The 22803-nt window shown below is 71.0% G+C and carries 22 protein-coding genes and 1 pseudogene; 4 read left to right on the top strand and 19 right to left on the bottom strand.

The features are described from left to right. Positions 1-840: GNAT family N-acetyltransferase (locus tag ACFZAU_RS39610; RefSeq protein WP_500556238.1), on the top strand; the 840-nt coding region annotated here is incomplete at its 5' end. A 96-nt stretch (positions 841-936) separates the two neighbouring features. On the opposite strand, the gene ACFZAU_RS39615 is transcribed toward ACFZAU_RS39610, so the two are convergent. Together ACFZAU_RS39615 and ACFZAU_RS39620 are read right to left on the bottom strand one after the other, a co-directional pair. After that, positions 937-2289: a cytochrome P450 gene (locus ACFZAU_RS39615; RefSeq protein WP_500556239.1), complete on the bottom strand. Its 1353-nt coding sequence runs from the start codon at positions 2287-2289 to the stop codon at positions 937-939. A gap of 44 nt (positions 2290-2333) precedes the next feature. Continuing rightward, the gene (locus ACFZAU_RS39620; RefSeq protein WP_354801293.1) at positions 2334-2459 is read right to left on the bottom strand and encodes a hypothetical protein; all 126 of its coding nucleotides are present in this window, start codon (positions 2457-2459) and stop codon (positions 2334-2336) included. A 401-nt stretch (positions 2460-2860) separates the two neighbouring features. Here ACFZAU_RS39620 and ACFZAU_RS39625 point away from each other — a divergent pair. After that, positions 2861-3074: pseudogene (locus ACFZAU_RS39625) on the top strand (leucine zipper domain-containing protein); the annotation flags it as partial. Positions 3075-3249: 175 nt separating this feature from the next. On the opposite strand, the gene ACFZAU_RS39630 reads toward ACFZAU_RS39625, so the two are convergent. The 17 genes from ACFZAU_RS39630 to ACFZAU_RS39710 all read right to left on the bottom strand — a co-directional run bounded on the left by ACFZAU_RS39630 (position 3250) and on the right by ACFZAU_RS39710 (position 20452). Then, positions 3250-3435, bottom strand: a complete 186-nt coding sequence (locus ACFZAU_RS39630; RefSeq protein WP_500556240.1) for a hypothetical protein — start codon at positions 3433-3435, stop codon at positions 3250-3252. Further along, positions 3432-3773 (bottom strand): hypothetical protein, encoded by a 342-nt coding sequence (locus tag ACFZAU_RS39635; RefSeq protein ID WP_500556241.1) that lies wholly within the window; start codon positions 3771-3773, stop codon positions 3432-3434. Before ACFZAU_RS39635 ends, ACFZAU_RS39630 begins: the two co-directional genes overlap by 4 nt. Positions 3774-3887: 114 nt before the next feature. Next, positions 3888-4736 carry a helix-turn-helix domain-containing protein gene (locus ACFZAU_RS39640; protein ID WP_500556242.1) on the bottom strand — a complete coding sequence of 283 codons (849 nt, stop codon included), beginning with the start codon at positions 4734-4736 and terminating at the stop codon, positions 3888-3890. 26 nt (positions 4737-4762) lie between these two features. Beyond that, on the bottom strand, positions 4763-5293 hold the full coding sequence (locus ACFZAU_RS39645) for a DUF6879 family protein (RefSeq protein WP_500556243.1): 531 nt from the start codon (positions 5291-5293) through the stop codon (positions 4763-4765). Beyond that, a complete protein-coding gene (locus ACFZAU_RS39650) occupies positions 5271-5510 on the bottom strand; it encodes a hypothetical protein (RefSeq protein WP_500556244.1) in 240 nt (79 codons plus the stop codon). Before ACFZAU_RS39650 ends, ACFZAU_RS39645 begins: the two co-directional genes overlap by 23 nt. Before the next feature lie 1141 nt (positions 5511-6651). Continuing rightward, positions 6652-7581 carry a S66 peptidase family protein gene (locus ACFZAU_RS39655; RefSeq protein WP_500556245.1) on the bottom strand — a complete coding sequence of 310 codons (930 nt, stop codon included), beginning with the start codon at positions 7579-7581 and terminating at the stop codon, positions 6652-6654. Positions 7582-7670: 89 nt separating this feature from the next. Next, positions 7671-8840 (bottom strand): M20/M25/M40 family metallo-hydrolase, encoded by a 1170-nt coding sequence (locus tag ACFZAU_RS39660; RefSeq protein WP_500556246.1) that lies wholly within the window; start codon positions 8838-8840, stop codon positions 7671-7673. Next, the gene (locus tag ACFZAU_RS39665; protein WP_500556247.1) at positions 8833-9672 is read right to left on the bottom strand and encodes a M55 family metallopeptidase; all 840 of its coding nucleotides are present in this window, start codon (positions 9670-9672) and stop codon (positions 8833-8835) included. Before ACFZAU_RS39665 ends, ACFZAU_RS39660 begins: the two co-directional genes overlap by 8 nt. Next, complete coding sequence (gene menC, locus ACFZAU_RS39670; protein ID WP_500556248.1) at positions 9669-10823, bottom strand: o-succinylbenzoate synthase; 1155 nt, start codon at positions 10821-10823, stop codon at positions 9669-9671. The genes ACFZAU_RS39665 and menC overlap by 4 nt, the downstream gene beginning before the upstream one ends. Positions 10824-10855: 32 nt before the next feature. Then, positions 10856-11650 (bottom strand): hypothetical protein, encoded by a 795-nt coding sequence (locus ACFZAU_RS39675; protein WP_500556249.1) that lies wholly within the window; start codon positions 11648-11650, stop codon positions 10856-10858. 56 nt (positions 11651-11706) lie between these two features. Further along, complete coding sequence (locus ACFZAU_RS39680) at positions 11707-12726, bottom strand: ABC transporter ATP-binding protein (protein ID WP_500556250.1); 1020 nt, start codon at positions 12724-12726, stop codon at positions 11707-11709. After that, positions 12723-13763 (bottom strand): ABC transporter ATP-binding protein, encoded by a 1041-nt coding sequence (locus ACFZAU_RS39685; RefSeq protein ID WP_500556251.1) that lies wholly within the window; start codon positions 13761-13763, stop codon positions 12723-12725. The genes ACFZAU_RS39680 and ACFZAU_RS39685 overlap by 4 nt, the downstream gene beginning before the upstream one ends. A gap of 5 nt (positions 13764-13768) precedes the next feature. Then, positions 13769-14734: an ABC transporter permease gene (locus tag ACFZAU_RS39690; RefSeq protein ID WP_500556252.1), complete on the bottom strand. Its 966-nt coding sequence runs from the start codon at positions 14732-14734 to the stop codon at positions 13769-13771. Continuing rightward, the gene (locus ACFZAU_RS39695; protein ID WP_500556253.1) at positions 14731-15789 is read right to left on the bottom strand and encodes an ABC transporter permease; all 1059 of its coding nucleotides are present in this window, start codon (positions 15787-15789) and stop codon (positions 14731-14733) included. The genes ACFZAU_RS39690 and ACFZAU_RS39695 overlap by 4 nt, the downstream gene beginning before the upstream one ends. A gap of 3 nt (positions 15790-15792) precedes the next feature. Further along, positions 15793-17640: an ABC transporter substrate-binding protein gene (locus ACFZAU_RS39700; protein WP_500556254.1), complete on the bottom strand. Its 1848-nt coding sequence runs from the start codon at positions 17638-17640 to the stop codon at positions 15793-15795. A gap of 246 nt (positions 17641-17886) precedes the next feature. Next, positions 17887-19260 carry a M20/M25/M40 family metallo-hydrolase gene (locus ACFZAU_RS39705; protein ID WP_500556255.1) on the bottom strand — a complete coding sequence of 458 codons (1374 nt, stop codon included), beginning with the start codon at positions 19258-19260 and terminating at the stop codon, positions 17887-17889. Between the two features lie 139 nt (positions 19261-19399). Further along, positions 19400-20452 (bottom strand): MurR/RpiR family transcriptional regulator, encoded by a 1053-nt coding sequence (locus ACFZAU_RS39710; RefSeq protein ID WP_500556256.1) that lies wholly within the window; start codon positions 20450-20452, stop codon positions 19400-19402. A 308-nt stretch (positions 20453-20760) separates the two neighbouring features. On the opposite strand from ACFZAU_RS39710, the gene ACFZAU_RS39715 reads away from it, so the two are divergent. Next, positions 20761-21303: a helix-turn-helix domain-containing protein gene (locus ACFZAU_RS39715; protein ID WP_500556257.1), complete on the top strand. Its 543-nt coding sequence runs from the start codon at positions 20761-20763 to the stop codon at positions 21301-21303. A 4-nt stretch (positions 21304-21307) separates the two neighbouring features. Then, positions 21308-22762: a diaminopimelate decarboxylase gene (gene lysA / locus ACFZAU_RS39720; protein ID WP_500556258.1), complete on the top strand. Its 1455-nt coding sequence runs from the start codon at positions 21308-21310 to the stop codon at positions 22760-22762. Positions 22763-22803 lie beyond the last annotated feature (41 nt).

Below are 22803 nucleotides of genomic sequence, written 5' to 3' on the forward strand. Positions count from 1 at the left end.
TCGCTTCCTCCTGACTCCAGCACCGCTGAAGCCAGGATGATCACGAGACCACCGACCGGCCCGCTTTTGATCCGCTACCCGTGGCCCTCATTTCAACCGTCGCCGACAGCGGTGGCCGGCGGCAGCTCCTTGCCCGAGCCTGCCCACTCGGCAGCACTCGGGAGGCAGCGCTTGACCGGGGCCATCGAGACCCCGTCGATCGCGTGGGCAGCCTCCGATAACGGGATCTGCCCCCGGCGTGCCTGTCGGCCTCGCGCGTACAGCAGCGTGATCAAATGGGGCATGGCATCGTCCTGGACCGGCAATCGGGTACGCCTGCGCGCCGTCGAGCCCGACGACTGGACGGCATTCGCGCGTTTCGCCGACGATGACGGGCCGCGAGGGGGCCGGCTGGATCTGCCGAGGTCTGCCGAGAGCTACCGCGCTTGGGCGAAGGAGCAGGCCGTCGCCGAGTGCGATGACGACCGCTTCCGGTTGGCGGTCGAAGCGACGGCCACGAGAGAGCTGGTCGGTACAGTCGGCTCACATCGCACCGGCCCTCGCTCGGGCTGGTTCGAGTTCGATATCACCATCAGCGTCGGTCACCGGCGCAAGGGGTACGCGACGGAAGCCGTAGTGCTCCTGATGCGCTTCATGTTCGCCGAGCGGCGCTATCACAAATGCCTGGCGGCGGTTTTGGCCCACAACGAGGCCTCGCTGGCACTTTTCCGGGGGCTCGGCTTCACCGAGGAGGGGCGCTTGCGGGAACACGTTTTCTTCGCCGGCCAACACCACGACCTCGTCATGATGGGCATGCTGCACAACGAGTTCGACCGGCGACACACAATGAGCGAACCATGAGCCGGTGATCCGAGTGCGCGTCGAAGGGCACTCGGACTTGATCGAACTTCGTTGTTCGCCGGTGGAGGCGGCCTGCCACCGTAAGCAGGACTTCCCTCAGCCGCGCAAGGTCGCACGCAGGTGCAGGCCGGCGGTTGCGAGGCCTTCGAAGGTGGTGACCCGGTAGCCGGGTTCCGTGCCGGGCGGCTCGCTCAAGTGGTAGCGGCGGGCTGTCTGCGCGGTCATGAGAGTGAGCATGGCCATGGCCAGGGCGGCTCCCTCGCAGCCATGCGGCCCGGTACCGAAGCCGAGGAAGACCCCGGGATTCGCCGACGAGCCCGAATCGTCGAGCCAGCGTTCGGGCCTGAACCGGTCCGGTTCGGTGTGTTCCCGTGCATCGCGGTGGGCGGTGTAGGGGCAGACGAGAACGGTGGATCCGGCGTCGATGGTGTAGTCGGCGAGCTCAGTCTGTCGCGGGGCGCGCCGGGTGAGCAGCCAGCTCGGGGGGTGCAGCCGGAGCACTTCGCGTACCAGCGCCTGGGTGTACTGCAGGTTGTCGAGGTGGGTGCTGGTCGTCGTGGCCGGGTCGTCGGGCAGCAAGGCGGCTTCGGCCGCTACGCGGTCCGCGGCCTGGACGTATCGGGCCAGGTGGAGCAGGATCCATCCAGCCGCCCGGGAGGGTGTCTCGAAGGTGGCGACGGTGATTCCGGGGAGGGTGTCGAGGATGACTTCTTCCGACAGCAGGCCGTAGCGGGACGAGGGCCGGAGCATCTGTCCCAGCACGTCATCACCGAGCCGGCCCGAGGAACGGCGCCGGCGGACGATGGGCCGCAAAGCGTTGGTGAAGGCGACTTGCCGCCGTGTGCGGAACCGCCGTGCCGGTGTGGGGACCCAGCGCGGCAACACCCAGCGAGAGGGGCGTACGAGCACCTCCCGGGCCACGAAGAGCTGCCAAGCCAAAGGCAGCAGGGCGGGAGCGTCCTCGGAGAAGAGGTAGCGCACGCCGATCTCTGCCAGGACGGGCCGGACCAGGGGCAGAATCTCGACGTCCCGGCCCACGGGCCACTGGTCGGCAAATCGAGCGGTCCCGGGCGCGATCTCACCGATCCGGGCCGCAACCGCCTGCGGGCGCAGTCCGCGCATGCGGCAGGCGCGAGCGTGCACCCGCTCCTCGGGAGTCGGCGCTCCGCCGGCCCGCTTCAACGGCGGGAAGAGGGGGGAGGACGGCTTGGGGAAATCCTGCGCGCGGCGCAGGACCGCTTCGCACACCCGCGCCGTAGCGGCTACGTAGACACCCGGCTCCAGCTGCCAGACGTCCCCGCACTCGTCAGCACCACGGCACACCAGTCCGAGCCGGTCGCGGCTCCAGGCCGCGAAGCTTCCTCCGGGCAGCCGTGGCGGCTCATTCGCTCGGCCCATGGGGTCGCCCCTGACTTCTCGTACCAGCCAGGCCGATTTCGTCGGCAGCATGACCAGGAGCCGGCGGGAGCCCGGGGCGCCCGCCGACCTGGAGGTCACACCCTGTCATCGACGGTGTGCGTGCCCCAGTCGTGGGCCCCGTACGCACCGTAGTTCCGGGTGAAAGACAACTTGGCGAGCAGCTTGGCGATCATGAGGCACTCCTCTCGCTTGCCTTCCAACTCCCTCTACCATACGTCCAACTTCTTCGTATATGGCACGTGGATGAACGGCGCGTGCTTGAGGCCCGGACCAGCCTGCAGCCTGCCGGCATCGCCCCCGGTGCCGGCGGTCCGACCCGCCCCCGCGGGGCGCGAGGTGTGGCGGCGCCGAGCACCTCAAGACCGGTCGCACAAAGCCCCGAAGGAGCGACTCCTCGCCCTGACCGCCGCCATCTGACACAACCACCATGCGAGCCAGCCAACCCTGCGCTCGCTGACCGCCTACACCACTGACCCTTGGAATCGATCACCTAGTAGGGGTACTCGGCCGACCCGTTGGTGACAGTGCTGGCCGGTGCTTGATCAGGCAGGTCCTCCGGGCGTAGTGGAGATTGCCGTCTTCACTCACTTCGTAGGTCCTGGTGGCCCACGCTAACGCCCGGCTGACCTTCCACGGCAGGTGCCTGCTCGTGCGTCGTGTCGTCCTCGACGGGCGGCCGTTTGCGCACGTGGCGACGGAGATGGGGGGGGGTCTCCCGGCAGTGTGCTCATTGCTGGGTCAACCGCTTCCGGGCCGAGGTCTGGGCCGGACTCCACGACTGCAGCAGCCGCCCTCACCAGTGCCCGCGTCGCACACCCGTGGCGGCCTGGCAGCAGGATGGCTCCGATCGGTCGCCGGGGCTTCCTGCTGGGTTCTCGCGGAGGCCTGGGGCGTGTGTGGGCTGGTCGGGGGGTTTGGGCGGCCGCGCGCGTGGGGTGGGCACCCGTGTGGGGGCCTTGGGGTGCCGATCAGGGAGGCGCCTGGTTTTGGTCAGCGGCGCTGCTCGCCGCAGGGGCACGGGCAGACGGTCGCCATCAGCGGGGGCTCGCCCGGCTTGGCGCTGGGGAGGGTCACGATCTCGACGCCGCGGCAGTTGCGGTGCTCGCTGCTGTAGGTGTCGGGCAGTTGTTTGGCCAGGGCGCAGAACTCACACAGCCGGGGTGAGGGGCGTTTCATGTGCTGAGTGGTTTGCGTTGCTGGCGCACCGCGGGTCGGCAGGGAGGGCAGGCGTACAGGACGAAGCCGCCGCCGGACTGGCCGTAGGCCTCGCGTACGGGGGTAGGTTCGGTGGTGAAGGTCTGGCAGCGGCAGCAGTATTGGCCTTGGACCTCGGCGTCCGGGGTGCCGTCGTCGGCGCGCTTCACGTGCTCGGGCAGGGCCTCCCACTCGCGGCCGCCGGTCTCGGGGCGCAGTTGGAAGTAGGGCCCGACGTGTCCCATCAGGATGCCGTTCCGCTGGCGGAAGGTGTCCCGTACGAGGGTGCCCGGCGCGATGGCCGGGATCTGGGTGCGCATGAGGCCTCCGGGGACCACGGGCGCGTGCCCTGTGCCAGCGCCCTGTCGTCTTGCAGACGACGGTAGGAACGGGCCGGAGGCGCCCGCCACGACCTTGCACAGGCTTGCACGGGTTCACCCGAGAGCGGCTATGGCTCCTGCGATCAGGACCCGGGCTTCGGTGCCGTAGACGGCGAGGGTCTGCAGCTGGCCGAAGGCCTTCAGGTAGGTGGCGATCTCGCCGGGGGCGGTGACGTTGACGAATGCGCTCAGCAGCTCGACCTGCACCGATGCGTCGTCGAAGATCATGAAGGTTTCCTGCGGCCACATGCCGCGTTGGGCGGTGAAGGGGATCACGCCCAGGGAGACGGACGGCAGGGACATCACTTCCAGCAGGTAGCCGAGCTGGCCGGCCATCACCGAGGGCGAGGCGATCCGGTAGCGCAGGACGGACTCCTCCACCAGCAGGGCGAACCGGTGTTCTCCCTCGCGGATCACGCGGGATCGGTTCACCCGCGCTGTCACAGCCTCGGCGACGTCGTCGGGGGTGCCCTGGAACGCGGTGATCGTCGACAGGAGAGCGGTGGCGTAGCCGGAGGTCTGCAGCAGGCCGGGAATGACGTTGGAGCAGTAGACGCGGAACAGGCGGGTCCGTTCGTACAGCGGCAGGTAGGACTCCTGGCTGCGGCGCATGCCGCTGCGATGGATCCGGCGCCACTCGACGTACAGGGAGTCAGCGGCACGGTTCGCGGCGATTAGGTCAGCGACCTGGTCGACGGCGTCGCAGGCCTGGCACCAGGCCCGGATATCCGCGTCCGAGGCCGGCGTCCGGGCGTGCTCGATCCGGGACGACTTGGATTCGCTCCAGCCGCACCTGGCAGCCAGCTCGCGCCCGGTTAGGCCGGCGTCCCGGCGCAGCTCGCCCAGGCGTGCGGCGAGGGCCTGACGGGCGGCCTGGGCGGCGGAGGATGGGGATGCGGGCATGGGCTGGCTGTCCGGTGTCGCAGGGATCAGACGGTGTAGTCGGCGTGCGGCGTCGCACGTTCCCAGACGGCGTCAAAGGCGTCGGCGCACAGCTTGGTCACGGCCGGGTCCTCGGAGTATGTGGGGTCGACGACCGCGCCATCTCCGGAGAACAGGTTGAAGCGTACGGCTCGGCCATCGATGAGCCAGAAGTCGGCGCCGGGAAGCGCGAGGTCGACGGCCCGGCGGCGCGGCAGCCAGCGCACGTCCTCGCCGGCACGCAGGTTCCACGCGGTGATCGCGTGCTCGAAGCGGATGTAGTCCGTGACGGGTTCGGAGACGATCCGGGCCCGGCGGACGACGACGCCGCGGGCGACGATCTCGCCGACCAGGTCCAGCCAGGGCTTCCAGTTGGCCTCCGCGCGCTCGCCGGTCCAGGGCCGGCCAGTGCGCAGGAAGTGCCCCACTTCCTCAGCCTCCTCGGCGACGCCGTACGCGTCCCGCATCTCCAGGTGCAGGGCCGAGCGCGTGGCCGAGCGCAGCAACTCAGGGAAGTCAGGCACCGGGGCGGACTGCATCCGCGGCCTCCTTCAGGATCGCCGCCATGCGGGCCGGGATACGGACGACGGTCTCGTGGCCTGGCAGCGGCCCGGTCTCCAGGACCTGCGCATGCGTCGCCTCGTCGACGACCTTCCAGCCTCGGATGACGACCTCGCCTCGTTCCTCGTCGACCCAGACTGTCGGACAGTTCCCTTGTCCTGTGTCGGGGTCAATGCCAATGAACCGTAGCGCCATCAATACCTCCTGTGCCGACAGGCTTGCTCCACCTTGCACGGAGGGGCCTTGGAGGGTCAGAGGGCAGGCATGATTGTGACAGTCGCGGGGGCTCTCGAAGACGCCTACGAGCCTATAGTCGAATGCGTGTACGATCTGCCGCCGGATGTGCCGCGCCTGTGCCGGCCCAGCCCGATCCGCCGGTTTGACTCGGGATGGCCGGCACTCTGAGCGCAGAACAGCGCCAGGTAACGGCGAACAGGCCGGCCACCACCGAGGAGGGAACTACGTGCGGGAACCGTGTCTTGAGGAGAGGTGTCTCAGCGACGTGAACGTCTGGGCTACTTCTCCTCGTGCGACTCGCCAGGGGAAGCTGCTTACCTGACTGCTCTCTTACGCCAGTGGCTGAGGTTTCCACGAGTTGCGGTGGTGCGGGGGTGGGCCAGCCCCAGAGCGCGAATGTGATCGTCCAGGAGCAGTTCGAAGGCTGTAACCGCCCCACGAGCGTCTCCAGCCTCGCCCTGCCAGTGCGCAAGATTCCCTCGAATGTGCAGGGTTTCCAGATGATCTGGGCCCAGTATCTGGCGGGCGTCCGCCAGCAGCTTTTCGAACTCCGCGGGACCGATGCCTGGTTCGTGGACACCACCGGCGACGTAGTCGTCACAGCCTCCTATCGTCAAGACGGGCATCAGTTGCCGGAGCCAGCCGGGCGCCGTGGGTCAGGAAGCGCCGTACTGGGCCGTCACCGACGCCGATGGACGCGATGTACACCGCTTCGAGTCAAGTGATCCGCTCGAGGCCATCAAGGAGTACCAACAGCACCCCGCCGTGCAGTCAGCGAAGCCCAACCTGCGCCGCATCAGCCTGCGCCGCCTGAGCACCGATGAGCTGGCCTTCCGGTCCTGCCGCCGGCGATGCTCAGCTCCCGGACCCTGGTCTTCTCCTCGCTGGTCGGGTCCTTCGCCAACGCCGCGATCGTGGGCATCGTCCTCGCTCTCTTCCTCAAGCCGGCACCGAAGACCGGTGAGGGCGCCGGTATACCCGACACCGCCAACGACGCCGTCCCGGCTCGGCGAGTAGCGTCAGGCCTCGCCTGCGGACGCCGGAACCGCGGCTTATCCGGGTCGGTGCGTCGACCCGGACGCCGTGCTCCGGTGGTGGCTCAGGCGAGTACCGGATTCAGAAACGTGAGTACGCCCGCGTCCGCGTCGAGCCTGGCCGGGGTGCCGATGGGGAACGTCTGCTGCGGTACGCCGTGACCGATGTCCGCGCCCACCAGGACCGGGATGCCGAGATCGCCGAGCCGGTCGTGCAGCAGTTCGTCGACTCGCTCGCGTGTGCCGCAGTCCGTGAAGGTGCCGCAGACGATGCCGGCGGCGCCGTCGAAGTATCCACTGCGCCGTAGCTGGGTGAGGAACCGGTCGAGCCGGAACGTCTCCTCGTCCACGTCCTCCAGCAGGACGATTCCGCCGCGCGCGGGCAACGAGGTGTCGGTGCCCAGGGAACAGGCGAGCAGGGTGACCGTGCCCCCGAGCGTGACACCCTCCGCCGTGCCGCCGGCCAGGGGGCGGGAGTCGGGGAAGCGCAGCTCGTTGACGGACGCCGGATCGGTGAGCAGCGCGGCAAGCCCGTCGAAGTCGGCGCGACCCGGCCGGAAGCCACGGATGGCGGGCATCGGCCCGAACAGCCCCGTCCAGCCCAGCTTCACCGCTACCGCTTCCAGCAGCGCCGTGACGTCGGAGAAGCCGATGACGGTACGTGGGGTGGGCGTGCCGACGGCGTCCCAGTCGACCAGCTCGAGGGTGCGCTGGGCGCCGTAGCCGCCTGCCGCGCAGAAGACGGCCGCGAACGCCGGGTCCGTGAGTGCCGCGGTCAGGTCGCGGGCGCGCAGCGCGTCGTCACCGGCGAGGTACTCGCCGCCCGCTTGGGCGGAGGCGAACACCTCGGGCTGGAGGCCGAGCCCGCGCAAGGACTCGAGGCCGACCTTCAGGTTCTCCTGGTTGGGCGGCCCGCTGGCGGCGATGACGGCGACGCGGTCACCGGGCTTGGGCGCTGCGGGGCGGATGAGCCCCCCGACGGGCAGGGTGGGCATGTGGCTCCTTGGAAGAGGGTGGGCGTGCGGAGTCGAGGCCGGCGGACGATGTTCGACGTCAGCCGTCGCACCGGACGCCGGAACGGCGGTCAGTGGGCGTCGAGGAAGGCGGCGATCAGGGCCGCTCTTTCCAAGAGGGAGGACAGCGAGGCGTGTTCGTCCTCGCCGTGGGCGCCGGCGCCCGCTGGTCCCAGACCGTCGACCGTCGGGATGCCGAGCGCGCCGGTGAGGTTGGTGTCGCCCGCGCCGCCGGAGGAACCGAGGGGAAGATCCATGCCCAGCGTGGTGGCGAGCACGATCAGTTCCGCCGCGAGGGGGTTTTCGGGGTCCATCGCCCAGGCCGGGCGGTGGGAGAGCATCTCTGCGGACAGGATGGCCCGCTCGCGCACCGCGGTCGGTTGCAACAGGGCATGGAGCAGCGCTTGTTCGGTCTCGGGCGTCGCATAGCGCAGGCCGATCTCCGCCTCGGCGCGGTCGGCGACCACGTTGGCGCGTGTGCCACCCGTGATCGTGCCGACGTTCAGTGCGGCGTCGGGGAGGGAGGCGGCTGTTGCCCGCAATACGGCCAGTTGGTCGACGAGTTCGTCGATCGCCGAGACGCCGAGGGCGGCGTCGAGACCCGCGTGGGCGCTGACCCCGCGCACGCTCAGCCGTACCCGGGCGACCCCGCGCCGGCCGGTCTTCAACGCGCCGCCAGGCAGCGGCGGTTCGAGACCGAGGACGGCATGTGCGCCCTCGGCGTGCCGGGCCACGAGGCGGCTGCCGTCGGGGCTGCCGATCTCCTCGTCGTTGACCACCACCAGGCGTACCGGACGCCTGGGCGTGGCGCCCGTACGGGACATCAGGTCCATGGCCAGCTCGACGGCCACCAGGGAGCCCTTCATGTCGAAGACCCCGGGGCCGGTGACCGTGTCGCCGTCCTCGGCGAGGGTGAACGGGCGTCGGGTGATCGTCCCGGCCGGGAAGACGGTGTCGCTGTGGGCCACGAGCAGCGTGTGTCCCGGGGCCCGGCCGTCTCCCTCGTCGTCCTTCGTCTCGCGGCCGTTCCAGTACGCCACGAGGTGGGCGCCGTCCGGGCCCGGCGGGTGCCGGACGCTGTCGGCGGTGGCGGCGAGACCCGCGGCGAGCCGCTCGCCGAACACGGCCGCACGCCCGGCGTCGCCGGACGGGGTCTCCAGCGCGACCAGGGTCTGCCAGCGTTCCAGGACCGGGTCGGCCATCGTGCGGGCCAGGGCGAGGAGTTCGCGGGGCTCAGCCATAGCAGTTCTCCACGGCCGACGTGACCACCCGGGTCAGGGCGCGGAAGCAGCGGACCGCCTCGTACATCGTCGGCAGGTTGAACCGTACGGTCAGCGGGTCGGTCTGGACGACGCCGGGGATGTAGCTCGCGGCGGGCGCCAGGTGGGCGGCGTCGAAGGACACCTCGTAGGTGTAGCCCGTAGTGGGCGGGGACGTCGGCCGGGTGCCGGCGGGCAGGGAAGAGAGGCCCTCGCGCGCGGCATCGGTGATCCGGGGGCCGCTCACCTCGGGCGGCAGGCAGATCGCGGAGTAGCGGTCCACGCAGGTCTTCACCACGGCGTGGGCGGCGTGCGGCGCCCAGTCCCGGGCGTCCTCGCAGCACAGGTCGTCGCCGGTGACCAGGACCACCGGGACGCCGTACTCGTCGGCGAGCAGCGCGTTCATGCGGCCCTCTGAGGCCGGCTCGCCGTTGATCCGCACCGCGGTGATGGTGTTGGGCAGATAGGTGTGCGCGAGGACGCCCGGCTGGCCGGCACCGGTGTGGTAGCCGACGAAGGCCACCGCGTCCGGGGAGCGGTCGATGCCCTCCATCATGCCGAGCGGCTTGTGCGTGCCGATCAGCAGCGTGGCCCGTTTGTCGAGCCGGTCGAGGAGCAGGTTGCGCTGGTCGGCATGGGCCTCGTTGACGAGGATCTCGGTGGCGCCGGCGGCGGCGAAACCGGCGATCGCGGCGTTGACGTCCGCGGTGAGGAACTGCCGGTTGTACTCCCATCGGGCGTGGCCGGGCTCGCAGTCGTCGGGGAAGGTGACGCCGGTGACGCCCTCCATGTCGGCGGAGATCAGGACCTTCATGCTGCCTTCTCCTCAGAGGTGGTGAGACGGGCGCGGGGACGGATGGTCCAAGTGCGCATGGTGTACCGGCCCAGCTGGTCGAGGTCCACGTCGAGGCCGATGCCGGGCCGGGACCGGGGCACGGGGACCATGCCGTCCACGGCGCGGATCGGCGGCGTGACGATGTCCTGCCGGTAGTACTTGTCGGAGCCGGAGACGTCCGAGGGCAGGGTGAAGCCGGGCAGTCCGGCGAGCGCGAGGTTGGCGGCCCTGCCGATGCCGAACTCGTGCATTCCGCCGCACCACACCGGCACCCCGGCGTCCAGGCACAGGTCGTGCACGATCTTCGACGGGCCGAGCCCGCCCAGCCGGGACACCTTGATGTTGACGACGTCGGCCGCTCCCAAGTTGAGCGCGGTGCGCAGCACGTCCGGGGTGGTGATCGATTCGTCCAGGCAGACCGGGGTGTCCAGAAGGGCGGCGAGCCGGGCGTGGGAGAGCAGGTCCGTCGCTGCGTACGGCTGCTCGATCATGAGCAGCCCGCGTCCGTCCAGTTCCGCCAGGACCGCTTCCTGCTCGGGCAGGTACGCGGTGTTGGCGTCGACCTGGAGGGCGACGCCGGGGAAGGCGTCCTGGACGGCGCGGACCGGCTCGAGGTCCCAGCCGGGGCGGATCTTCAGCTTGACGCGGCGGTAGCCGTCGGCCACGTGCCGGGAGACCTGGGCGAGCAGCGCGTCGATCGTCGGCTCGATGCCGAGGCTGACCCCGGCGGGCACGGTGCGGGCGCCGGCGCCGAGCAGGTCCGCCAGGGGCTCTCCCCGTCGCTGGCCGTACAGGTCCCAGCAGGCCATGTCGAGACCGGCTCGGGCGAAGTGGTTGCCGCTGACCTTCGCGGTGAGGCGGGCGGCGTCGTCGGGGTGGTCCCAGGGGCGGCCGAGCAGCATCGGGGCGAAGTACTCGCCCAGCACCTGCCAGCAGCTCCAGGTGGACTCGCCGCAGTAGTACGGGTCGGTCGGAGAGGCGCACTCGCCCCAGCCGACGCTGCCGTCCTCGGCAGTCGCGCGGACCACGATGTGCTCCAGGTACGACTTGCGGTGCGAACTGGTCTCGAAGGAGTGGACGAGATCGAGTCGGACCAGCGCCAGCTCGATCTCGGTAAGGGTGACGGTCATGTGTGCGGTCGTCCTACCGTGCGGGGCCCCGGTCAGGGGCGAGGGTCCGTGCCGTGTGCGGCGGCACGGGAGATGAAGCGATAAGCGGCGAGCCCGCCCGGCAGGCGTACGCACGAGACGACCGTGCGGTCGGCGAGCAGCCGGGCGAACGCGTCGGTCAGGCGGCCGCGCAGCCGGGCCGCGTGCTCCGGCCCGGCTTCGGCGCGCAGCCGGGGCCAGTCGTCGGGCAGCACCACGATCCGGTCATCGCCCTCGTCGTACACCCCGCCGACGCTCCAGCCGTCCGGCGGCGGCACGGGACGGGGCGCGGCGGGCCGTGCCGGGGTGTTCAGGTGCCAGGAGACGATGAAGCGGTCGGTGGACTCGCCGGTGGCGGCGCCGAAGCCCGATGTGCCGTACATCGCGGGCTTGAAGGCGTCCACCACCGCGCCCAGCACGTCCAGGTTGAAGTGTGCGTTGCGGGTCTGCATCGGGTCGTACGCCCAGCGGATCAGCGTCGTCCCCTCGGCGAGGCAGCGGTCGCGCTGGCCGAGCTTGAGCAGGCGTCCGATGCCCAGCCCCTGGCGTTCCTGCGCCACCACGGCCAGCTGCGAGTACTGGTACAGGCGCGGGGCCTGCCCGTCGGCGCCCCGCTCCCGGGCGAGGAAGCTGTAGGTGAAGCCCACCAGCGCGTCCCCGAGATAGGCGCCGACGACCAGGCCGCTGTTGTCCTGCAGGGCCGTCAACAGACGCGGATTGAGGCTGCCGTCGTCGCGGCGCAGCCCCATGACCTGCTCGTACAGCGCGACGCAGTCCGCCATTTCCAGCGGGCCGTCCACGTCGCGCACGACCAGTGGCGGACCTTGCCGGGCGGTGGCGGCGGACCTCGGTGTCGCGGTCGAGTTCACGACGCGCCCGTGAGATGGCACGCGGCCTGACCGCCGGCCGGAGCCTGCGGGGGGAGGACCGGCAGCGTCCGCCGGTCGCAGCCCGCCTCCGCGCGGCCCGCCGTGTCGAGGCCGGCCCAGACGGGGCAGCGCGGGTGGAACCGGCACCCCCCGGGTACGGCGGTCGGGTCCGGTGGCTCGCCAAGGAGGAGCTGGGGCCGCTCACCGCGCCCGCCCTCCGCCGACACCACCGACAGCAGCGCCTTGGTGTACGGGTGCTTCGGCGCCAGCAGGACCTCCTCGACGGTGCCCACCTCGACGATGCGCCCGAGGTACATCACGGCCACCCGGTCGGCGATGTTCCAGGCCAGGCCCAGGTCGTGACTGACCACCAGGGAGGAGAGGCCGAGATCGCGGCGCAGGTCGAGGACGAGCTTGAGGATCTCGCCGCGTACGGAGGCGTCCAGCGATGCCACTGGTTCGTCGGCGACGATCACCGAGGGTTCCAGCGCCAGCGCGCCCGCGATCACCACGCGCTGCTGCTGACCGCCGGACATCTCGTGCGGGAAGCGCGAGAGGAACTGCTCCGGTGGGCGCAGACCGGCCTTGGACAGGGCGGAGTGCACGCGCTCTTCGAGGCCGTCCTTCATCCGGTGCAGCCGGGGACCCTCGGCGACCGCGTCGAAGACGTTCTGGCGCGGGTTCAGGGCGCCGCCGGGGTCCTGGAGGACGAACTGGACCTCGCGGCGGTGCGCCTTGATCGCGGCGCTCGTGTAGCGCAGCGGCACGCCGTCGCACAACACCTCGCCGGACGTGGGCTTCACCAGTCCGGTCAGGGCCCGTGCCAGGGTGGACTTGCCGCAGCCGGACTCGCCGATCAGGGCGAGGATCTCGCCGCGGCCCAGTTGGAGGTCGACGCCGTCCACCGCCCGGGCGGGGCGGCGGCCGGCTCGGGGCGGGTAGGTGATGTGCAGGTCGCGGACCTCCAGGGCGGGCGCCGCGGTCGGTCCGGTGACCCTGCCGGTGGTGGCGGTCATGAGCGGGCTCCTTCCGTGGACGGTCCGGTGGGGTCCGAGGCCGTGGAGACGGTCGGGAACCCGGGCAGCACCCGCAGGCACGCCGACTGCCGTCCGGGGCCGGCCGGCCACAGCGCGACGGGGGAGCTGTCGCAGACCTCGTGCACTTCGGGGCAGCGGGCGGCGAAGGGGCAGCCCGGTCCGAGTGCGGCCGGGTCGGGCGGGTCCCCGGGCAGCCCTGCCGGCGCCATGCGGGACGCGGGGTCGCCGATGGTGGGGAAGGCGCGGGACAGCGCCCGGGTGTAGGGGTGCCCCGGGTCGTCCAGGAGCAGGCGTGAGGGCCCGGACTCGACCAGCTCACCGGCGTACATCACCGCCAGCCGGTCGCACATCTGGCCGAGGACGGACAGGTCGTGGCTGATCATGATGACGCCGATGCCCTCCTCGCGGACCAGGTCCGTCAGCAGGTCCAGGATCTGGGCCTGCACCATCACGTCCAGCGCCGTCGTCGGCTCGTCCGCGATGATCAGGTTCGGGCGGCAGGCCAGCGCCATGGCGATCATGATGCGCTGGCGCTGGCCGCCGGAGAACTCGTGCGGGTAGTTGCGCATCCGCCGCGCCGGGACGCCCACCGACTCCAGCAGCTCGGCAGCACGGGCGCGGGCCTGCTTCTCGGTGATCCGGCCGCCCCCCTCGCCGACCCGCCGGCCGTGCAGCAGGATCGGCTCGATCACCTGGTCGCCGATCGAGTGCACCGGATTGAGGGCGGTCATCGCGCCCTGGAAGACCACGGAGGCTTCCGCCCAGCGCACCGCCCGCATCCGGCTCCACTTGGCGGTGAGCAGGTCCTCGCCCTGGTACAGCACCTGGCCCGTGACCTCGGCGGTGGCCGGCAGCAGCCGCAGCAGGCTCATCGCCAGGGTGGACTTGCCCGAGCCGGACTCACCGGCCAGGCCGAGCGTCTGCCCGGCGTCCAGGGTGAGGTCCACCCCGCGCACGGCGGGCACCGTGCGCCCGCCGCCTCGGTAGGTGACCTTGAGGTCCCTGACCTCCAGCATCGCGTTCAACGTGTCTTCACCGACCTCGGGTTGAGAATGGTCTCCACGGCGCGGCCGGTCAGGGTGAAGCCGAGGACGACGATCAGGATGGCGACGCCCGGCGGATACAGGTACCACCAGGCGCCGGAGGTGACGGCACCGCCGCTCAGCGCCGAATTCAGCATCGCGCCCCACGAGATGCCGGTCGGGTCGCCGAGACCGAGGAAGGTCAGGGTCGCCTCGGACAGGATCGCCGAGGCGACGGTCAGCGTGGAGGAGACCAGGATCAGGGGGGTGACGTTCGGCAGGACGTGCCGCAGCATCACCTGCGGCCCGCCCGCTCCCAGTGCCCTTGCCCGTTCGATGAACGGCTTCGCCTCCACGGCGAGGGTCTGCGCCCTCACCAGGCGGGCCGTGGACGACCAGCTGGTGACCGCGATGGCGATGGTGATGGAGGCGGTTCCCTGCCCGATCACGGCCGACAGCGAGATCGCGAGGGGCAGGCTGGGCAGCGCGATGAACCAGTCGGTGAGGTGCATCAGCGCCTTGCCGATCCAGCCGCCGTAGTGCCCGGCGATCAGGCCGACGGCGCTGCCGAGCGCCACCGTCAGCACGGTCGCCATCAGTCCGATGGACAGCGAGGAGCGGGCTCCCCAGATGACCAGCAGCAGGATGGAGCGCCCCTCCTGGTCGGTGCCGAGTGGGTAGCCGTCGGTGGGGGAGTGCAGGGAGGGCCCGTCCACCTTGATGACGTCCAGGTCGTCGCCGGAGATGAACAGCGGTGCGCACAGGGCGAGCAGGCCGAATACGAGCAGGATGCCGAGGCCCGCCACACCGGACCGGATGCGCACGAAGGACCGTGCGAAACCGGCGAATCCGTTGCGGCGCGGCTTCGCCGCGACCGGTGCGACCGGCACGACCGGGCCGGCGCCCGCCTGCGGCGGCACGGCGACCGCTGCGTCGGCCTTGGTGAGGGGTTCGTGGTCGGTCACTGGGCACGCACCCGGGGGTCGAGGAAGCGGTAGATCACGTCGGCGAGGAGGTTCATGAGGATCACCGATGCGCTGAACACGATGAACGTTCCCTGCAGCAGCGGCAGATCGGGGACCTTGAGGGCCTGGTAGCTGAGCTGGCCCAGGCCCGGCCAGGAGTAGACGGTCTCCACGGTGATGGCACCGCCGAGCACGGTCCCCAGGTGCATGAAGATCATGGTGACCGAGGGGAGCAGGGCGTTGGGCACGGCGTGCCTGCGCCGTACGTCGTCGTCGCGCAGTCCCTTGGCGCGCGCCGTGAGCAGGTAGGGGCTGCCCAGCTCGTCGATGATCGACGAGCGCATGACGGCCACGTACTGGGCGAAGACCACCAGGACCATGGTGAGGCAGGGCAGGATCAGGTGTTCGGCCACGTCGAGGACGTGGTCCAGGCCGCCGGTGATCGCGGGGTCGGTCATGCCGCCTGCCGGCAGGAAGCCGGGGAAGGGGCCGATGCCGACGCTGAAGGTGATCAGCAGGATCATGCCGAGCCAGAAGGTGGGGACCGACCACAGCGTCAGCGAGGCTCCGGTGGCGATCCGGTCCAGCCAGCTACCCTGCCGCCAGCCCGACCTGACGCCCAGCCAGAGGCCGAGGAGCACGGAGATCACGGTGGCGGTGCCCATCAGCAGCAGGGTCGGCCACAGCCGGTCCCCGATGAGCGAGCTGACCGGCTGCTGGAACTCCCAGGAGGTGCCGAGGCGGCCGGTCAGGGTGTCGGTGACGAAATGGAAGAAGCGTTCCGGCACCGACTGGTCGAGGCCGAGTTGATGGCGCAGCCGGGCCATCTGCGCGTCGCTGGTGGGACGGCCCCGGGTGATGGACTGGACGGGGTCGGCCGGCATCAGGCTGAACAGGACGAAGCCGATGACGAGCGTGGCCAGGAAGCTGATCGCCGCCGCCGTCAGCTTCGTGACCAGGTAGCGCCCGAAGCCGGAGCCGCTCCGGTGCCCGTCGCCCGGGGCGCCGTCGGGCTTGGCCGCGACGGCGCCGGTGACGTCGATGGTGTCTGACACGGCCTACTCGCGGTCGTCGGAGGAGGAGCGGCGGCGCGCCAGGAACACGCCGCCGGCGGCCAGGACGACGACCACGGCCGCGGACACGCCGATCACCGTGCCGGAGTTGCCGCCGGAAGAGGACGCCGAGGCCTTCACCGGGGCCGCGTTCAGGTACTGGGCGAAGGAGACCTGCGCGGGGAAGGCTCCCGCGGAGTTCGCCTTGCCCGTCACGATGCCGTCCACCCGGTCGGTGCGGTACGCGCCGAGGCCACTGGCGTTGTAGATCATGATGTTCTCATTGGCCTTGTACAGGATCGCCTGCATCTGCTTGAGCAGATCGGCGCGCTCCCCGTCGTCGAAGGCGCTCTGCTGACGCAGGAACAGGTCGTCGTAGTCCTTGTCGCAGAAGAACGAGTCCGTGCTGCCGCCCTCGCCCTTGCTGTCGGGCAGCGCCGAGCAGGTCTGGATGCCCAGCAGGTACGTCGGGTCCGGCCCGGTCGACCAGGAGTCCATCAGGATGTCCCAGTCGCCCTTGGCCAGATCGGCGTTGAGCTTGGAGGAGCTCATCGCCTGGATGTCGGCCTTGACCCCGATCTCCTTGAACCAGCCCGAGAGATAGGTGGAGACCTTGGCGTCCGCGTCGTCGTCGGAGTGGATGCCGAGGCGGAATTCCAGCTTGCGCCCGGACTTCGGGTCGACCCGGATGCCGTCGGATCCCTTCTTGTAGCCCGCCTCGTCGAGGGTCGAGTTCGCCTTGGCCGGGTCGAAGCCGAACTTCTCCGATTCGGAGGGCTGCCAGGCGTACTGCGGGAGGGACGGCGGCAGGTAACTGGCGCCGACCTGCGCCAGGCCGTCGCGGACCTTCTTCACGATCGTCGCCCGGTCGATGGCGAGGGCCAGCGCCTCACGGACCTTGACGTCGCCGAGGGCCGGGTGGCCAGTACCGATCTTCTTGCCGTCACGGGTGCGGGCGCCGCCGTTGACCTCGATGCCGTTCCAGCGGTTGCCGACAGCCTCGAACGCCTTGATGCCGGACTGGCCCTTGAGCGCCTTGTACTGGGTGGGGTTGAGGCCGCTGACGTAGTCGAGCTGACCGGATCGCAGTGCGGCCACGGCGGCGTCCGTGTTCTTGAACGCCTGCTGGATCATGTGGTCGTACTTGGGCGCGCCCAGCAGGAAGTCCTTGTTCGCGTCGAACTTCACGTACTGCTCGGGCTTGTAGTCCGTCAGCGTCCACGGGCCGTAGCCGACGATCGGGAACGAGTCGTTCTTGTAGGTCTTCAGATCCGTGACGTGGGATTCCCATATGTGCTTGGGCACGATCGGGATGCCCGACACCGGGATGCTGACCGAGAGCATCGTGGCCTGCGGCTTCTTGGTCTTGACGACGAGCGTGGTGTCGTCCGGTGCGGTGACCGAGGCGAAGTTGCCGACCAGCGAGCCGTTGGCGGTGGCCGCGGTGGAGTTCGTCATGATCAGGTTGAAGGTCCAGGCGGCGTCCTCGGCCGTGATCGGCTTGCCGTCGCTCCACTTCAAACCCTTGTGGATCTTGAAGGTCCAGGTGAGTTTGTCGCTGGAGGTCGTCCAGGAGTCGGCGAGGTACGGCTTGACGGTGCCGTCCTGCTCCACCGTGTCCAGGGCGGGGTAGATGCCGGAGAAGACGTCCAAGCTGCCCGCGAAGTAGGCGAGGAACGGGTTCAGGGAGTCGATGCCGATGCCCGTGATCGGCATCCGCAGCGTCTTGCCGCCGTCGGCGGCGGAAGCGGCCGGCGCGGCGAGCAGGCTCGCGGTGGTGCCGAGCAGCAGAGAGGCGGCCAGCGCGGCGGCGGCCGTGCGGCCGCTTCTGCGCGAGGGGCTGGACGTGGTCATCGTGAACTTCTCCAGGAGATGCAGGCGGCGAGGCCGCGTGGGGACGAGAGGGGGATACGAGTGAGGTGAGCGGTGCGGGCGTGTAATGGGTGTATATGGCATCAGTTGGTGCGAGCGGCTGCGTGTGTGCATGGTGGGGCGGGGTGTGCGCGTGCGGGCCGGGACTGCCGAGACCGTCCCGCAGAGGGCGTCCGGCACGGACGTGGTCGCGGTGCGGCCGGGCGGTTCAGGGGGTACGGGACCTGGTCACCGGTCCGTGCGGGCGGCGAGCGGGTCGCTGCGCAGGAAGTCCTCCATCACCCGCACCCCGAACTCCAGGCTGCTCACCAGGACCTGCTCGTCGACGCCGTGCACGTACCGCCAGGCGTCGAAGCCGGGCGGGGTCAGGCCGGGGCCGAAGCCGTAGCACTGGATGCCGAGCCGGGCGAACGCCTTGGCGTCGGTGCCGCCGGACATGATGAACGGAAGGACCAGCGCCTCGGGATCGGCCCGGCGCAGCGCCGCGGCCATCGTCTCGAACTCGCGGGACGCGTGGTCGGCGAAGACCGGGGCGGCGAAGCTGTGGAACGAACGGGAGACCTTTTCGCCGAGCAGCGCGTCAACGACGGCGAAGAACTCCTCCTCCGCGCCTGGCAGGATGCGGCCGTCCACACCCGCCGTCGCCTCGCTCGGGATCACGTTGTGCTTGTAACCCGCCTTCAGCATGGTCGGGTTGAGTGTGTTGGCGACGGTGGCCTCGACCAGCTTCGCCGCCTCACCCAACTGCGCAAGCGACGCGGGATCCGCGGGGTCGACCGTGATGCCCAGGTGGGCGGAGAGGCCCTCCAGCAGGGCGGCCACCGCCGGCACGATGCTGACCGGCCAGCGGTGCGCGACGAGCGCGGCCAGTGTCGAGGCCAGGGTCGCGACAGCGTTGTCAGGCCCGGGACGGGAACCGTGGCCGGCCGCGCCGCGCGCGGTCAGGTCCATCCACGCACTGCCGCGCTCGCCGACGGCGATCGGATAGAGCCGGGAGGCGTCCGGCAGGTGGACCGAGTAGCCGCCGGACTCGCCGATCGCGGTGGCCACTCCCTCGAAGAGGTCCGGATGCCGGTCGACGAGGAAGCCCGCGCCCAACTCGCCCGTGTCCTCCTCGTCGGCGACGAAGGCCATCACGACGTCGCGCGGAGGACGCACGCCACGGCGCGCCCACGAGCGGGCGACGGCCAGCATCATCGCGTCCATGTCCTTCATGTCCAGCGCGCCCCGGCCCAGGATCGCTCCGTCGTGTATCTCCCCGCAGAACGGGTCGAAGCTCCAATCGGCGGGCTCGGCCGGGACCACGTCCAGATGGCCGTGGACCAGCAGCGCGGGTGCGGAGCGGTCCTCGCCGGGGATGCGGACCACCGTGCTGGCCCGGCGCGGCGCCGACTCCAGCACGACCGGCTCGTAACCGAAGTCGGAGAGCAGTCCGGCGGTCCACTCGGCCGCCTCCCGCTCACCGCGGGAGTCGCCTGCGCCGTAGTTGCTGGTGTCGAAGCGGATCAACCGGGCGCACAGCTCGGCGACTTCCCTGGTCAGGGCGGCGTCCTCGGCGGTGGAGAGAGCGGCGCTGTCCTGATGGTTGGAGGGATCGTTCATAGGGAGAGGACCGGATGCCTTCCCGGCGGCTGGGGCTGAGGGCGAACCTCGCGCCGCCGATGGCTCCGCGCGGCGGGCACGCGGAGGTGGGTGAACGGGTGGGGCAGGGGACGAGCACGGGCAGAGGGGACGGGGACGGTCACTGCGCGGGCGGGCGCCCGTCGCCGGGCGAGGAGGGGGAGGAAGGGGTGTCCGGCGGGTGTGCGCCGGGGGTGTCGGCGGTGTGTCCCGGGAGGCCGGGGGTGCCGCCGGTGCCTCCTAAGGTGTCCGGAGCCGCGCCCGGAGCCGTCTCCGGAGCCGCGTCCGTGGCCGGACGTCCGAGGCCGTAGCTGCCCAGGGAGCGGAAGACCTCCGTCCGGCGCTTGCCGCGACGGGCGGCGCCCTTGGCGCCTGCGGCGGCCAGGGCCGCCAGCACATGGGCCGCGGCCACCACCGCCGTCGGGGAGTGGTGCGGCGACTCGCTGCGCGTGTCCACCGCGAGGACGTGCGAGGCGAAGGAGCACACCGGGCTGGTGTAGCTGTCGGTCAGCGCGATCACCGAGGCGCCCAGGACATGGAACTCGCGTGCCACGTCCACCGTCAGGCGGCTGTAGTTGCGGAAGCTGAACACGACCAGGGCGTCGTCCGCGTGCGCGTCGCTGATGGCGTTGACCGCCGCGCCCGTCGCCGGCTGCACCAGGAACACGTCCCGCATGCTGCTGGTGAGGTCGCTGGTCAGCAGTGAGGCGTAGCCGGCCGACTTCAGGTCGCCCAGCACCCACCTCCGCCGCGCCCGCAGCAGAGCCGCGGCCGCCACCTCCAGGGCCCCGTTGGCCTGGAGATCCGCCAGCGTGCGGCGGAGGTTGCCCTCCTCCGTGGTGATCATCCGGCGCAGCGCCGACCGCTCGCGCGGCTCGGACTGCGGCTCACGGCTGGTGAACCGCAGATCCGGCTCGGCCAGCCGCAGACCGTTCTCCCGGGCCGCCAGCATGCGCAGGTCGTCGGTCGAGGCGACTCCGGCCGCCGCGAGGAGTCCGTCCAGGTCCGCGGCGGTCGCGCGGGCAGCGCGCAACAGCTGTCCCGGACGGCGCTCCAGTGAGGCCGGGTAGTCCTCCGCCAGTACGGCGAACAAACGCTTGGCGGTGGGCCCGCACAGCTCGGCCGCCGCACGCAGCAGCTCGAGGGTCGACGTCGGCGCCAGCGGACCGGTCACTGCTCACCTCTCCCACTCGGGGCGGCCCACGCCCGGATGTCCGGGTGCTGAACGGCCTCTCTGCTGACAGTTAAACGGCGGTGTCAGATTGCTTGATCTAAGTGATGGGTGAGTCTTACTGTCGCCACATGACCTCGTCAAGAGTCACGGGGGCGGAAAAATCCCCGGCCGATTCCCCTGCCCCGGACCGGACTTCGCGCCAATCCGCTGACGATCCGGGACAACAGCACACCGAACCGGCCAGAGGGGCAGACACGGCCGACCCCACCGGATCCGGTCGCGCCACGGCCCCCGGCAGCGCCGACACCGTGGACGTGCTCGCGGCCTCCGTCGCCCGTGTGCGCCGGGCCGCCGGCCTCACCCTCAGCGCGGTGGCCGCACGGGCCGGTGTCTCACCGGCCTACATCTCGCAGATGGAGTCGGGCGCCGCCAATCCCACGGTCCGCACCCTCTGCCAGATCGCCGACGCCCTCGGTGTCACTGCCGCCGAACTCCTTGGCGGCACCCGGCCGGACACCGCCGCCGCCCCGGGTTTCCCGCCGCGGTACGCCCCCGCTCCGCTTCTCGCCCGCGCCGACGGCCACCACGGCATCTGGGACCTGACCGCTCCGGGCGCGAGTCGCGTCGGCGCCCGGCTGCTCCACGCCGACCTCGGCGACCACGACCGCCCCAGCGCCCACCCCGGCGAGGAGTTCGTGCTCGTCCTCGCCGGCTCCTGCCGGGTGACGGTGGCGGGCACCGTACGGCTGCTGCGCACCACCGACAGCTGCCACTTCGCCGCCACCGACGAACACCACTTCACCGACCCGAGCGACGACCTGCTGATGCTCGTCGTCCTCACCGAGGAGTAGCTCCGTGTCTTCCGCTCCCTCCCTGCCCACGCCGCGTGCGGGGACCCGGCTGCCCGACGGACTGGCCGCGGCCGCCCCACCCGAGACGGCCCCCGAGGTATGGCCACTGACCGCCCGGACCGTCGAGGGCCGACTGCACGTCGGAGGGGTCGCCTTGGACGACCTGGCCGAGGCCTGCGGCACGGCGCTGTACGTGGTGGACGAGGCCGACTTCCGCCATCGCGCCCGGCAGTGGCGCGAGTCCGGCGCGGACCGGGTGCACTACGCCTCCAAGGCCTTCCTCTGCGCGGAGATGGTCCGCTGGGTCGACTCCGAGGGGCTGCACCTCGACGTGTGCAGCGGCGGCGAACTCCAACTCGCCGTGGACACCGGCTTCGACGCCGCCCGGATCGTCTTCCACGGCAACAACAAGTCCGTCGCCGAACTGGAAGCGGCCGTCGCCCACGGCGTCGGCGTGGTCGTCGTCGACTGCCTGGAGGAGATCGACCGGCTGGCGGCCGCGGCGGGCGCGGCCGACCGGCTCCAGGACGTCTACGTCCGGATCGCCCCCGGCGTCGCCGCCGAGACCCACGACTACATGGCCACGGGCGGTGACGACGTCAAGTTCGGCTTCCCGGTGCGCGGCGGCCACGCCGAGCAGGCCGTGCTCGCCGTCGCGGCACGCCCCTCGCTGCGGCTCGCGGGAGTGCATTCCCACATCGGCTCGCAGATCACCGCGACCGAGGGGCTGACCCTCGCCGCCGAACGGGTCGGCGCCTTCGTCGCCATGCTCGGCGAGCGGCACGGCATCACGGTGGCGGAGATCGATCTGGGTGGCGGCGCTGGCATTCCCTACCTGCCGGGCCAACCCCGCCTGGATCCGGCGGCGTTCACGGCCGCGCTCCGAGCCGGCCTGGAGCGAGTGCTGCCCGGCTCCCCGATACGGCTCGCCGTCGAACCCGGCCGGTCGATGATCGGCACGGCCGGGGTCACGCTCTACCGCATCGGCGCCGTCAAGGACGGCCTGCGCCGCCGGTTCGTCTCCGTCGACGGCGGTATGAGCGACGCCCTGCGCCCCTCCCTCTACCTCGCCCGCTACACCGCGTGGACCGCCAACCGCCGCGCCGATGGAGAACCCGTACACGCCGTGGTCGTCGGCCGCCACTGCGAGAGCGGGGACGTGGTCGTGCCTGACATCGCCCTGCCCTCCGGCGTCACCACGGGAGACCTGCTGGCCGTCCCGGCCACCGGCGCCTACCACCACGCCATGGCCAGCAACTACAACGCCCAGCCGAGGCCCGCCGTCGTCGCCGTACGGGACGGCCGCGCCCGCCTCATGGTCCGCCGGGAGACACCGGCCGACCTGCGCCGCCGCGACGCCCACGGCGATCCGGTGCGGCTGACCGCCGTCCCCGGGCCCGTCCGCTCATCGGTGCCGAGCCGTCATCGGATCGGATCAAGTGACACCCGTCTCCCATGACGTGTGTGCGCGATGCCCCACGAGTGCCCCCGGCCGGTACG

The sequence above is a fragment of the Streptomyces sp. NPDC008238 genome, assembly GCF_042956445.1.
Lineage (GTDB): Bacteria > Actinomycetota > Actinomycetes > Streptomycetales > Streptomycetaceae > Actinacidiphila.